Origin of the sequence: Aeromonas sp. Prich7-2 (assembly GCF_017939255.1) — a bacterium.
In the GTDB taxonomy this organism is placed as follows: Bacteria; Pseudomonadota; Gammaproteobacteria; order Enterobacterales; family Aeromonadaceae; genus Aeromonas; species Aeromonas caviae.
The window spans coordinates 46,494-59,987 of sequence record NZ_JAGKRI010000056.1 but is presented as its reverse complement, the minus strand read 5'-3'; the positions used below and the strand labels follow the sequence as shown (position 1 = coordinate 59,987).

Here is a 13,494-nt window from a genome sequence, read left to right as displayed (position 1 = left end):
AATGTCTTCCTGTCTTTATAGGTACAGAGATGCCAGGCGCAGGATCTCGCTCTGGTCAGTTTCTTTGGTGTTGACGATCCCCGCGACCCGGCCATTGCTCATGACCATGATGCGGTCCGTGATGCCGAGCAGTTCCGGCATTTCGGAGGAGATGATGACGATGCCCTTGTCCTTCTTCGCCAGCTCCAGGATGAGCTGGTAGATCTCGAACTTGGCGCCAACGTCGATACCCCGGGTCGGTTCATCCAGCATCAGGATCTCGGGCTGGGTCAGCAGCCAGCGACCGATGATCACCTTCTGCTGGTTGCCACCGGAGAGGGAGCCGATCTGGGTCTGCTGGGTCGGTGTCTTGACCCGCATGGAGTCGATGACCCACTGGGTATCGCTCTTCATCTTGTTGTCGCTGAGCAGCCCCATGGATCCCTTGTAGTTGTCCATGTTGGCGATCAGGGAGTTGAAGGCGATGTCGAGGCGTGAATAGATCCCGGTAGAGCGGCGCTCCTCGGTCACCAGGGCGAAGCCGTTCTGGATCGCCTCGTGGGCGTTGTGGTTCGCCACCTCTTTGCCGTGCAGCTTGATGGTCCCTTCGCTGCGATCGCGGATGCCGAACAGGGTCTCCACGATGTCGGTGCGCTTGGCCCCCACCAGACCGGCGATGCCGAGGATCTCCCCCTTGTGCAGGTTGAAGGTCACGTCCTTGATGGAAGGCTGGTTCTTGGCCGTCAGGTGCTCGACCTCGAGGATCACCTCTTTGGGATGGTTGGTTTTTTCCGGGAAGCGCTGGGTGAGCTCGCGGCCGACCATCATGCCGATGATCTGATCCATGGTCATGCCCTTGAGGGGCTGGGTCGCCACCCACTGGCCATCCCGCAATATGGTGATCTCGTCACAGAGCTGGAAGATCTCTTCCATCTTGTGGGAGATGTAGACGATGCCGCACCCCTTCTCCTTGAGCTTGTTGATGATTTTGAAGAGGTGGTTGACCTCTTTCTCGGTCAGGGAGGAGGTGGGTTCGTCCATGATGACGATCTTGGCGTCATAGGAGAATGCCTTGGCAATCTCGATCATCTGCATCTGGGAAACCGACAGGGTGCCGACCTTGACCCTGGGGTCGATGTCGATGTCCAGCTCCTCGAAGATATGCTTGGTGTCCTGATACATCTTGCCGTGGTCGACAAACAGTCCCTTGGTGGGATAGCGGCCGAGCCACATGTTGTCCATCACGGTGCGTTGCAGTACCAGGTTCAGCTCCTGGTGCACCATGGAAACGCCATTCTCCAGCGCCTCTTTGGACGAGGTGAAGTTGATCTCCTGTCCCTTGAAGAAGATCTTGCCCTGATCCTTCTCGTAGATGCCGAACAGGCACTTGAGCAGCGTGGACTTCCCTGCGCCATTCTCGCCCATCAACGCATGCACAGAATGAGGACGGACCCGTAAATTGACATTATCGAGTGCCTTGACGCCAGGAAAGCTCTTACTGACGTCAATCATCTCCAACAGCCATTCTGATTGTTGCCGTGTTGTCATATCAGCCATCACATCTGGTTGAAAAGAGGGCAAGGGGATCTCCCTTGCCCTGAGGGGAGGAATTACTCGAATTGGGACAGGTTGTCTTTGTCTACGCCCACGTAGGCAACGCGGACGACCTTGTTGTCGATCTTCCAGTTGGTGCCTTCACCGGCCGGCTTGCCTTCGGCCAGGTTCTTGGTCAGCTCGAAGGTGGCCTTGGCCTGGTTGGCCGCATCGTTCAGCACGGTACCGGCCATAGCACCGCTCTTGACCATGGCCAGGGCTTCCGGCAGGGCGTCAACACCGAACACCGGGATGGCGGTCTTGCCCTGGGCCTTCAGAGATTCCACGGCGCCCATCGCCATGCCGTCGTTGTTGGCGATGACCACTTCGATCTTGTTGGCGTTCGGACCGGAGATCCAGGCGTCCATCTTGTCCTTGGCCATGGCGGTATCCCACATACCGGTATCCATGTGCAGTTGCTCGGTCTTGATGCCGCCATCGTTTAGAGTCTTGACGACGTAGGTGGTGCGGGCTTCCGCATCCGGGTGGCCAGGCTCACCCTTGAGCAGCACGAACTGGATGACGCCATCCTTGTTCAGATCCCACTCGGGGTGCGCTTTCCAGTGCTTGGCGATCAGCTGGCCCTGGATGATGCCGGACTCCTTGGAGTCGGTGCCCACGTAGTAGGCCTTGTCATAGCTGGCCAGGTCGGCCGCGCTCGGTTCCTTGTTGTAGAAGACCACGGGGATCTCGTCCGCACGGGCTTTCTCAATCACGACAGGGGCCGCCGCCGGGTCAACCAGGTTGATGGCCAGGGCCTTCACGCCCTTGGCCAGCAGTACGTCGATCTGGTCGTTCTGCTTGGACTGGTCGTTCTGGGAGTCGTTCATCAGCAGTTCCACACCCGGGGTGGCCGCCGCTTCTTTCTCGATGGCCTTGCGCACCACGGCCATGAAGTTGTCGTCGTACTTGTAGACGGTGACCCCGATACGGGTATCGGCCTGGGCTTGGGCTCCCGCCATCAGTCCCATCAGCAAGGTGGCAACTGTCGTGAGTTTTTTCATTGTTATGCTCCGATCTCTATCTGTTTTTTGTAGGGAATGCTGTACACCGTTTGAGCTGGCGCCAGCCTAATGTAATCAGTTTGTTGTGAGGCGGTCTGTGATCCTGGCAACAAAATGAAAACGTTTACACTCTGTTACATAGCCGTAATATTGTTAAAAATTAAATAGTTACGTGAGAAACTGCCTTTGGGTCTCGCCATCTCGCGACGGCGGGTCCGGCTAGCGCAGACGGCAGTGCCACTGATAACGACCCGGCAACAGCCAGAACTCGGGCCGCACGCTCTGGCTCCAGGAGTCGTCGCCTCCCACCCCCATGTGGAAGCCATCGAGGCACAGGTGCGTGCCCCCCAGAGCCACCAGATCGGTCTGGTGACGGGCTTCGGTCAGCTGCTGCTGACTGTAGCGGCTGACACTGAAGTGGAAGCGCCCCTCCACCACCAGATCCCCCAGTTGCAGTGCGCGGGTATCGCAGCGCAGCCCGTTGTCGGTCGGGAAGACATAAGGGGTGTGCAACGCCTCGATGGGCAATTGCCAGCGACCGAGATCGGCGGCGAGCCGGCGATCCGGGTAATTCTCGTGGGGGCCAAGCCCCAGCCAGCTCACCGGGGCACCTTCGGCCGGTTCATCGGCCAGCCAGAGCCGGGCACCGATGCGCGGCAGGGAGGGCATGTCGGCGGCCACCTCCACCTCGATGGCGAGGTGCATGGCGCCCTCCCCGTCAATCCTGTGATGCCAGCGGGTCAGGATCTTCGGCTCGTCAGCCACGAAGTAGCCGTGGTGCGCCGTGATGAGACCCTGCTCCGGACTCGGCTCCAGGCCGAGACAGCGGTGCTGCAGATCATTGAGTCCGGCCTCCTGCCAGCGGGCAATCCAGGCGTTGGGATCGGCGTGATCCGCCTCGCTGGTGCCGATATCGTTGTCGAGCGGCGCCCGATAGAAGTGATCGGCGATGGCGTCGCACAGCCGCTCGCGGCCCTGTTTCTGCCAGCTGACGATGCGACCACTGGCCTTGTCGAGCTGCCACAGGGAATCTGCGGCGCCAAGCACCCAGTGATCGCGCTGCTCGGTCAGGCTGACCGCCGGGCAGGCCGACGGCAGCGCCAGGGGCGCGGGCAACAGGCATTGCTGGCGAGCCACCTCGTGACCCGCTCCGGCCCAGGCCGTGGCGGTGGGCTGCACGATGGCGAGATCCAGCCAGGCGAGCGCCCCCGGCGCAAAGGCCGGCAGTTGCTCCAGCAGGGTCAGCGTCACGCTCCCCCGGGGAGCCAGCTCAAGCAGGCATTCACCCTGGCTCACCACCACGCCGTCTTCACACAGACGCCACAGCAGGCGTTCGTTGTCCGTCTCGCGGAACAGGTATTCGCTGCGGATCTCCACCGTCAGCGGCTGGCGACCCTGCAGGGTCAGAACGAAGGGCTGCTGGGCACGCCGGGCTTCAAACAAGGAGGGATGGGGGGTGCGATCGGGGAACAGCAGGCCGTTGCAGCAGAACTGGCGATCGTTCGGAGTGTCGCCGAAGTCGCCACCATAGGCCCAGAAATGGCGGCCATCGTCGGTTTGCTTGTCCAGCCCCTGATCGACCCAATCCCAGACAAACCCACCCTGCAGCCGCGGATGATCGCGAAATGCCTGCCAGTAATGGGCATAGCCCCCCAGGCTGTTGCCCATGGCGTGGGCGTATTCGCACAGGATCAGCGGCCGGGTCTCTTCCGACAGGCCGATCCACTTGGCCAGTGCCCACTTGGGCACCGCCGGGAAGGGTTGATCCTGATGGGTACGGGCATACATGGGGCAGATGATGTCGGTGGCCGGGGTGTCGGCCCCGCCCCCTTCGTACTGCACCGGGCGGCTGGGATCAGCCCCCTTCACCCAGCGATACATAGCGTCGTGGGCCGGGCCATAACCTGATTCGTTCCCCAGGGACCAGATGATGATGCAGGGGTGGTTGAAGTCCCGGGCCACCATACGGGTGACCCGCTCCAGAAAGGCGTTGCTCCAGGCGGGATCCCGCGCCAGCCGCCCCATGGGGGTCATGCCGTGGGTCTCCAGGTTCGCCTCGTCCACCACATAGAGGCCGAGCCGGTCGCACAGGCGATAGAGCTCGGGTTGATTGGGATAGTGGGAGCAGCGCACCGCGTTGAAGTTGTGCCGCTTCATCAGCAGCAGATCCTGCTCCATGTCGGCCGGGGTCACCACGTGACCCGTGGCGGGATGGTGTTCATGGCGATTGGCACCACGAATCAGCAGGGGCTGGCCGTTGACCCGCAGCAGGCCGCCACGGATCTCCACCGCCCGAAAGCCCACGTCATGGGCCTCGCTCTCGAGAGCGCTTCCCTGCTCGTCCAGCAGGGTCAGGGTCAGGCGATAGAGGTGCGGGGTCTCGGCGCTCCACTTGTGTGGCGCCGTTACCGTCAGCCACAACTCGGCGCGATCGTCATACACCCCTTTCTCGTCGATGGCCTGGGTGCCGATCCGCTGGCGCAGGGTCGCCACCCGCTCGTCGCCATCATAGAGGTTGGCCTCCACCGACAGACCGGCTCCGTTGGCCGCCTGCAATTCAACCTTGAGGCGGGCATCCCGGTAGCAGGCGTCGAGCTCTGGCGTCACCCGGATATCCATCAGATGACGGGCCGGTTTGTGCAGCAGGCTGACGGAGCGGAAGATGCCGCTCATGCGCCACATGTCCTGATCTTCCAGATAGGAGCCGTCAGACCAGCGCAGCACCAGGACGGCGAGGCGGTTGGCCCCGGCCTGAAGGAAGGGGGTCAGATCGAATTCCGCCGGCAGCCGGCTGTCCTGGGAGTAGCCGACCCAGCGGCCGTTGCAGAAGAGGTGAAACGCGCTGTCCACTCCGTCGAAGATGATCCGGGTCTGCCCCTCGGCCAGCCAGTCCGCAGCAACGGTGAACTCGCTGGAGTAGCAACCGGTGGGGTTCTCGGCAGGCACCCGGGGCGGGTCGCAGGGAAAGGGGTACTTGATGTTGGTGTAGATGGGCACATCCGTGACGGGCCGCGCCCCCGGGTAGGCCGCAGCCAGTTGCCAGTTGCCCGGCACCTTGATGGGGCAGGCATCCGGCAGATCCTCCACCAGCCACTGCTCCGGCACCCGCTCCGGGACCTCGAACCAGGAGAACTGCCACTCGCCGTCCAGCAGCAGGCGGGAAGGTGACAACCCCCCCATCCTGGCTTCCCCTTCACTGCGCCAACTGGACAAGGGGGTATGGGCGGGCAGCCGATTCACCGACGTAATCGCCTGGGTCTGCCAGTCCTGACGGGCCACTATCTCCCTGAGCATCTCTTTCTCTCCCTGCATGAGCGCTGAAAACCATTGCAGTGTAGGGAAGTTTTGGCCGTGGATCGGCGATCCCGCTCACACAGATGTAAACGATTACACTCATTTTGTTAAGTAAAACGGAGTAAAAATCGGATAAATCCGGGTAAATAACCCACGGGGGAAAAAGCGGACCTTCGGAAGGGCAAAAGATGCCCGGGAGTGTGAAACCGGGAGGCAATGGCCGAACAAGCGGAGCAAGCCATGGCAAAGACCCGACATCACGCCCCCCTCGCTCCATCAGGCGCTGGAGCGCCTCAACCCGGTTCCGGGCACACAGCCCGGCCTCTCGAAGGAGTGTGCAGAGACCACGAGAGCCCCTGCCCGGCGCAGAGAACGCCATGGCAGGCGTCTGGCAGGATCTGGCCGGAAGTGAGGCTCGGCAGGCCGGGGGAGAGGGGCTCGTGACAGACGAGCGGGAAGAGCTGCCGAGTTCGGCAGGCAGGGAGCGTGAGGGGACGGTTGTCACTCCTCAGGCAACCCTCTGTGGTCTGCGCTAGCCATGCTCTCAGCTATCCATGGTCTGAGCTATCTATCGTCTGAGCTATGGGGGTGCTTTATATGCTGCAGTACGGGTTCGCCAGGTGCAGCGCTTGCGCCGACGGGGGCGCAAGCGCTGCGATCAGGACCTGACGGGAGCGACCGAATGGCGGTTGATCAGGGTGGGGGTATAGATGCGGCTCTGCACCGATTCGCTCTCCCCTGCGGCGAGTTGCAGCGCCAGCTTGGCCGCCTGGGCCGCCATCAGCTCGATGGGATAGCGCATGGTGGAGAGCTTGGGCCTCAGGTATCTGGCGTAGATGATGTCATCGAAGCCCACCACAGACACCTCTTCCGGCACCTTGAGGCCGTTGTCCGCCAGCACAGAGATGGCCCCTGCCGCCATGGCGTCGTTGTAGGCCACCACCGCCGTGATGGGCAACCCCTTGGCCAGCAGGTTGAGCATGGCGCGCTCACCCCCCTCTTCATTGGGCATGCCGCTCTCCACCAGCTCGGGATCGGCGAAGACCTCCGCCTCCGCCAGGGCATCCTGATAGCCCTGATGGCGCAACAGCGCATCCTCGATGGCGTGATCCGAGCTCAGGAAGGCGATATGGCGGTGGCCGAGATCCAGCAGATGACGGGTGGCGGTCGCCGCACCCTGGCGGTTGTTGAGAGCGATGCAGCGCCCCCTCAGACTCGGAATGTCGCGGTTGATCAGCACCATGCCGGGGGCGCGCAGGGCGTAGTCGACCAGCTCCTCATCACCGAGCGCCTTGCTGTGCACCACCAGTGCCTCGCAGCGTTTACCGATGAGCAGCTCGATGGCCTCCCGCTCCTGCTGGGCGCGGTGAAAACCATTACCCATCAACAGGTGCAAGCCCTGCTCCACCGCCACTGCCGCGACCCCTTTGACCAGGGCGCCGAAGAAAGGATCCGCCACGTCCCCCACCACCACTCCCATGGTGTCACAGGTCTGGCTGACCAGGGCCCGCGCGTTGGCGTTGGGGGTATAGCCCAGCTCGGCCATGGCCTTCAGCACCACCTCGCGGGAGGCGGCACTGGCCTTGGGTGAGTTGTTCATCACCCGTGAAACCGTTGCCACTGACACATTGGCCAAACGGGCGACATCCTTGATGGTGCTCATGCTGTTTTCACTTATTTCACGCTGCAACTGGCCGCATTATACCGTTCAATGTCACTGATAACAGGGGGAAAAATCAGAACTTGCCACATTGGTCGATGAAAACAAGTGTAATCGTTTACACATATTTGTTAAGCAGCTCACAGTTTGCCCGTCAGCCCCTCGGCTAGACTCCTGCTCAGGCTTTCCTGATGCGAGGAGTTGAGGGTGGAACAACGGATGAAAGTACTGGTCACCGGCGGTTGCGGCTACATCGGCAGCCACACCTGTCTGGCCTTGCAGGCCGCAGGCATGGAGCCCGTGGTGGTGGACAACCTCTGCAACAGCAAGGCGAGCGTCCTGACCCGTGTCGCCGCCATCAGCGGGCGCGAGCCCCGCTTCTACGTGGGGGACATCCGTGACCCGGCCCTGCTGGATCGCATCTTCAGGGAGCAGCACATCGACGCCGTGATCCACTTCGCCGCCCTCAAGGCGGTCGGCGAGTCGACCCGCATCCCGCTGGACTACTACGAGAACAACCTGAGCGGCACCCTGGTATTGCTGCAGGCGATGAAACGGGCCGGGGTACGCAATCTGGTGTTCAGCTCGTCGGCCACCGTCTACGGCGATCCCGCCAGCACCCCGATCCGGGAGGATTTCCCCCGCAGCGCCACCAACCCCTACGGCCGATCCAAGCTGATCATCGAGGAGATCCTCGAGGATCTGCAGCGGGCCGAGCCCCACTGGAGCATGACACTGCTGCGCTATTTCAATCCCGTCGGCGCCCACGAGTCCGGCACCCTGGGGGAGGATCCCCAGGGCATCCCCAACAATCTGATGCCGTTTTTGACCCAGGTCGCCATCGGCCGACGCGACTGCCTCTCGGTCTTTGGTAACGATTACCCAACCATCGACGGCACCGGGGTGCGCGACTACATCCACGTGATGGATCTCGCCGAAGGACACGTCAAGGCTCTGGAACACTGCGCCGGACGGGGCGGTGTCCACGCCTACAACCTGGGCACGGGCCAGGGCCAGAGCGTGTTGCAGATGGTCGCGGCGTTCGAGGCCGCCTGCGGTCGGCCCCTTACCTACCGGATCGAGCCACGGCGCCCCGGCGACATCGCCGAGTGCTGGGCCGATCCCGCCAAGGCCGCTCGGGAACTGGACTGGCACGCCAGCCGGGATCTCGCCGCCATGTGCGCCGACAGCTGGCGCTGGCAGTCCGCCAACCCCAATGGTTACGAGGCGTAGGCCCTGCCCTGCGCCTTCGGATGTATTCAACTCACACACTGGAGTGATGATGTTCAACCCCGTTGATCACCCCCACCGCCGCTTCAACCCGCTCACCGGCCAGTACGTGCTGGTCTCCCCTCACAGGGCCAAGCGCCCCTGGCAAGGCCAGGTCGAGAAGGTGAGCCTGGCGCCGAGCCAGGCCCATGATCCCGACTGCTTCCTCTGTGCGGGCAACACCCGGGTGACCGGCGATATCAACCCCGACTATCAGGGCACCTTCGTCTTTACCAACGACTTCGCCGCCCTGATGCAGGACACCCCGGCCGCTGACGCGGCGCCGGATCCCCTGCTGAAGCTGGAAGCCGCCCGGGGCACCAGCCGGGTCATCTGCTTCTCGCCGGATCACGGCAAGACCCTGCCCGAGCTGCCCCTGCCCGCCATCGAAGGGGTGATCACCACCTGGATGGACCAGGTGGCCGAGCTCTCTGACCAGTGGGAATGGGTCCAAGTCTTTGAAAACAAGGGCGCCGTCATGGGCTGCTCCAATCCGCACCCTCACGGCCAGCTCTGGGGCAGCGACTTCCTGCCCAACGAGATTACCCGGGAAGAGGCGCACCAGCGCACCTGGCTGGCCGAACACGGCCGCCCCCTGCTGCTGGACTATGTGGAGCGGGAGCTGGCGGATCGCTCCCGCATCGTGGTGGAGACGGCCCACTGGCTGGCGGTGGTGCCCTTCTGGGCGGCCTGGCCGTTCGAGACCCTGCTGCTGCCCAAGGCCCATGTTCCCTCCATGCTGGATCTCACCCGGGAACAGCAACAGGATCTGGCCATCGCGCTCAAGGAGCTCACCAGCCGCTACGACAACCTGTTCCAGTGCAGCTTCCCCTACTCCATGGGCTGGCACTTCGCCCCGCCCCGTTCCGACTGCCCCGAGGCGTGGCAACTGCACGCCCACTTCTATCCGCCCCTGCTGCGCTCCGCCACGGTGCGCAAATTCATGGTGGGCTTCGAGATGCTGGCCGAGACCCAGCGCGATCTCACCCCGGAACAGGCGGCGGAACGGCTGCGCGCCCTCAGTCCCATCCACTACAACGACCAGAACCAGGCCAACGAGGAGGCCCTATGACCCCGAGCCAGCGCGTCAGCGCCGTGTTTGCCGAGCAGTTTGAGCAACAACCCGACCTGCTGGTACGGGCTCCAGGCCGCGTCAACCTCATCGGCGAGCACACCGACTACAACGACGGCTTCGTGCTGCCCTGCGCCATCGACTACGAGACCTGCGTCGCCATCGGCCTGCGCGGCGACAACCTGGTCGAAGTGATCGCCGCCGACTACGACAACCAGCGCGACCGGTTCAGTCTCGATCAACCCATCGAGCACCACCCCAGCCAGCGCTGGAGCGACTACATCCGCGGCGTGGTGAAACACCTGCAGGCACGGGGCCACGCCCTGCGCGGCCTCAATCTGGTGGTCTCCGGCAACGTGCCCCAGGGGACGGGTCTCTCCTCCTCCGCTTCCCTGGAGGTGGCCATCGGCCAGGCCTTCAAGGAGGCCCAGGGGCTGGCCATCAGCCAGGCGGAAATCGCCCTCAACGGCCAGCAGGCGGAGAACCAGTTCGTCGGCTGCAACTGCGGCATCATGGATCAGATGATCTCCGCGAGCGGCAAGCAGGATCACGCCCTGCTGCTCGATTGCCGTTCCCTGGAGACCCGGCTCATCCCCATGCCCACCGATCTGGCGGTGCTCATCGTCAACTCCAACGTGCGCCGCGGCCTGGTGGACAGCGAATACAACACCCGTCGCCAGCAGTGCGAAACCGCCGCCCGTCACTACGGGGTCAAGGCCCTGCGCGACCTGGATCTGGCGACCCTGGAAGCGGGCAAGGCCGGTCTGGACGAGGCCTGCTATCGCCGTGCCCGCCACGTGGTCGGCGAGAACGCCCGCACCCTGGCGGCGGCCGATGCGCTGGCACAGGGCGATCTGGTGCGCCTCGGCGAGCTGATGGGCCAGTCCCACGCCGCCATGCGCGATGACTTCGAGATCACCGTGCCCCCCATCGACGGCCTGGTGGAGATCATCAAGGCCCGGCTCGGCAGCGAAGGCGGTGTGCGCATGACCGGCGGCGGTTTTGGCGGCTGCGTGGTCGCCCTGCTGCGCCCCGAGAAGGTGGCCGAGGTGATCGCCGTGGTGGAGGCGGAATACCCGGCCCGTTTCGGCCTCAAGGCGGACTGCTACGTCTGCCGTGCCAGCGCAGGGGCCGGCAGACTGTAACGCACGCCTGACAACGGGTGACGCCCCCTGCCCGGCACTCGCGACGCCGGCAGGGGGCGACGGGATCACGACGGGGAACCGCAAACCATGATGAGATTCGAGCTGGAAAACGAGGAGGGACTGCGGCTGCGCGGTCTCGCATACGGGGCCACCCTCACCTCCCTCACCCTGCCGGTGGCGGGAGAGCGGCGGGAGGTGCTGCTGGGCTGCGCCGACGAGGCCTACCTCACCCAGCAGGTATGGCTGGGTGCCGTGGCGGGGCGCTTTGCCAACCGCATCGGCGGCGCCCGCCTTGAGCGGGAAGGCCAGTGCTGGACGCTGGACGCCAACCAGGGGGCCAACTGCCTGCACGGCGGGCGCGACGGGTTCCATCGCCGCACCTGGCAGATCAAGGAGCAGGAGGCGGACAGGGTCAAGCTGGCGCTCCTCTCCCGGGCGGGGGATCAGGGCTTTCCCGGCAATCTGAGGGTGAGCCTGGAGTATCGGCTGGAGCAGTGCGATCTGGTGGTCGATTTCTGCGCCAGCACGGACGCCCCCAGCCCGGTCAGCCTCACCAGCCACGCCTACTTCAACCTGGATGGCGGTGGCGACATCCGCCACCACACCATCAGCCTCGACGCCGACCGCTACCTGCCCACGGATGACCAGAGCCTGCCGCTGGCCATCGCCCCGGTGGAAGGCCCCTTCGATCTGCGCGCCCCCCGCCCCATCGGCCAGGCGTGGCTGGACCACCCCCAGCAGCAGTTGGCCAAGGGGTACGATCACGCATTTCTGCTCAACAACAGCGATTTCGATCCTGCTGATGAGCCGTTTGGTGGGTCCAGCCAGCCATGGGCCGCCCGGGTGATCTCGGGGGATGGCAAGCTGGCGATGGCGGTCTACACCAATCAGCCCTCCCTGCAGTTCTACAGCGGCAACTGGCTGGCCGGCACACCGGATCGTCAGGGCCGACCCTACCGGGATTACGACGGCTTCTGCCTGGAGGCCCAGCAATTGCCCGACAGCCCGAACCGGCCCGCCCTCGGCGATCCCTGGTTGCTGCCGGGGCAGCGTTATCGCCACCAGACCCGTTATCGCTTTATTCCTGCCCCCTGACAGCCCCGCTCGGGCAGACGAAGGGGCCCGGGCGCGCCGCCACGTCATGGCGGCCCCGATGGCACCGCCGAATCAGCCGGAGTGAGGCCCGCCGCAGGGCCCGTCGCTCCTCATTGCACACCAGCCCAAGGAACCGCACCGTGATGGATGACAACTACCTCGCCGCCCCCGACCGCTACCAGCGCCAGCCCTACCGATCGGCGGGCCGCCACGGCCTGCGCCTGCCCGGCATCGGTCTGGGCCTTTGGCACAACTTCGGCGCCGGGAGCGATCCCGCCACCGCGAAGGCCATGGTGCATCAGGCGTTCGATCTGGGGATCACCCACTTCGATCTCGCCAACAACTACGGGCCGCCGCCGGGATCTGCCGAACTGACCTTCGGCACGCTGCTAAAGAGGAGCCTGGCTCCCTATCGGGACGAGCTCATCATCGCCAGCAAGGCGGGCTACGTGATGTGGGACGGCCCCTACGGCGATGGCGGCAGCGCCAAGTACCTCTTCGCCAGCCTGCACCAGAGCCTGCGCCGTCTGGGCCTCGACTACGTGGACATCTTCTATCACCACAGGCCGGATCCCCGCACCCCGCTCGAGGAGACCTGCCAGGCCCTGGCCCTGATGGTGCGCCAGGGCAAGGCGCTCTACATCGGCCTCTCCAACTACCCGGCACCGCTCGCGGCCAAGGCTGCCGCTCGGCTGGCGGAGCTCGGCACCCCCTGCCTGGTCAACCAGCTCAAATACTCCCTGTTCCAGCGCGATATTGAGCCCGACACCCTGCCGGCCTGCCGGGAGCACGGCATGGGGGTGGTCGCCTTCTCCCCCCTGGCGGGGGGGCTGCTGAGCGATCGCTACCTGGCGGGCATTCCCGCGGATTCCCGCGCCGCCAGTGCCAGCCCCTTCCTCACGGCGGACCAGATCACCGAGGAGAAGCTCGCCACCGTCCGCGCCCTGCATGCACTGGCCCTGCAACGGGGTCAGTCCCTGTCGCAACTCGCACTGCAATGGGTGCTGCGCGACCCCGTGGTGAGCTGCGCCCTGATCGGCGCCAGCCATCCCCAACAGATAACGAGCGCCGTCGACGCCCTGGGGCAGCCCCCTCTGGACGATGACCTTCAACAGAAAATCCTGTCCATACTGGCCTGACAGCACAAAAAGGTCATAAAGACGAGGGCATCTGGCGTAACTGACCTGTCAGAACGTGACGGGGCAGTCATGGCTTCTGACAGCATGCGGCAAGCCGCGCCCTGCATGGTCCGCCAGCGCCCTTTCCCGGCCGGAACAGGGCGCTAAAATCCCCAATATTCACTGGTTGCCCGCGCGATTTTCCGCCATCATTGGCCGCCCCGACCCGTTCGGGGTTGATTTTATCCAGACCCCATAACCAAGA

The 13,494-nt window shown here is 64.1% G+C and carries 10 protein-coding genes; 6 read left to right on the top strand and 4 right to left on the bottom strand.

The window, feature by feature from the left end:
- Positions 1-15: 15 nt before the first annotated feature.
- The 3 genes from mglA to J9892_RS11170 form a co-directional block, all read right to left on the bottom strand.
- Positions 16-1,536 carry a galactose/methyl galactoside ABC transporter ATP-binding protein MglA gene (gene mglA, locus J9892_RS11180; protein ID WP_210538329.1) on the bottom strand — a complete coding sequence of 507 codons (1,521 nt, stop codon included), beginning with the start codon at positions 1,534-1,536 and terminating at the stop codon, positions 16-18.
- A gap of 53 nt (positions 1,537-1,589) precedes the next feature.
- A complete protein-coding gene (mglB, locus tag J9892_RS11175) occupies positions 1,590-2,576 on the bottom strand; it encodes a galactose/glucose ABC transporter substrate-binding protein MglB (protein WP_010676016.1) in 987 nt (328 codons plus the stop codon).
- Positions 2,577-2,795: 219 nt separating this feature from the next.
- Positions 2,796-5,870, bottom strand: a complete 3,075-nt coding sequence (locus J9892_RS11170; RefSeq protein ID WP_210538335.1) for a beta-galactosidase — start codon at positions 5,868-5,870, stop codon at positions 2,796-2,798.
- A gap of 335 nt (positions 5,871-6,205) precedes the next feature.
- Between J9892_RS11170 and J9892_RS11165 the strand changes: the two genes are divergently transcribed.
- Positions 6,206-6,406, top strand: a complete 201-nt coding sequence (locus J9892_RS11165) for a hypothetical protein (protein ID WP_210538328.1) — start codon at positions 6,206-6,208, stop codon at positions 6,404-6,406.
- A gap of 122 nt (positions 6,407-6,528) precedes the next feature.
- On the opposite strand, the gene J9892_RS11160 is transcribed toward J9892_RS11165, so the two are convergent.
- Positions 6,529-7,533 carry a substrate-binding domain-containing protein gene (locus tag J9892_RS11160; RefSeq protein ID WP_010676018.1) on the bottom strand — a complete coding sequence of 335 codons (1,005 nt, stop codon included), beginning with the start codon at positions 7,531-7,533 and terminating at the stop codon, positions 6,529-6,531.
- A gap of 216 nt (positions 7,534-7,749) precedes the next feature.
- On the opposite strand from J9892_RS11160, the gene galE reads away from it, so the two are divergent.
- The 5 genes from galE (at position 7,750) to J9892_RS11135 (ending at position 13,250) form a co-directional block, all read left to right on the top strand.
- Positions 7,750-8,763, top strand: a complete 1,014-nt coding sequence (gene galE, locus J9892_RS11155) for a UDP-glucose 4-epimerase GalE (RefSeq protein WP_210538327.1) — start codon at positions 7,750-7,752, stop codon at positions 8,761-8,763.
- A gap of 49 nt (positions 8,764-8,812) precedes the next feature.
- Positions 8,813-9,871 carry a UDP-glucose--hexose-1-phosphate uridylyltransferase gene (locus J9892_RS11150; protein ID WP_210538326.1) on the top strand — a complete coding sequence of 353 codons (1,059 nt, stop codon included), beginning with the start codon at positions 8,813-8,815 and terminating at the stop codon, positions 9,869-9,871.
- Complete coding sequence (galK, locus tag J9892_RS11145) at positions 9,868-11,016, top strand: galactokinase (protein WP_043153961.1); 1,149 nt, start codon at positions 9,868-9,870, stop codon at positions 11,014-11,016. The genes J9892_RS11150 and galK overlap by 4 nt, the downstream gene beginning before the upstream one ends.
- Positions 11,017-11,043: 27 nt before the next feature.
- Entirely contained in the window at positions 11,044-12,111 is a 1,068-nt protein-coding gene (gene galM, locus J9892_RS11140) for a galactose-1-epimerase (RefSeq protein ID WP_272939651.1), read from the top strand.
- A gap of 143 nt (positions 12,112-12,254) precedes the next feature.
- Complete coding sequence (locus J9892_RS11135; RefSeq protein WP_210538325.1) at positions 12,255-13,250, top strand: aldo/keto reductase; 996 nt, start codon at positions 12,255-12,257, stop codon at positions 13,248-13,250.
- Positions 13,251-13,494 lie beyond the last annotated feature (244 nt).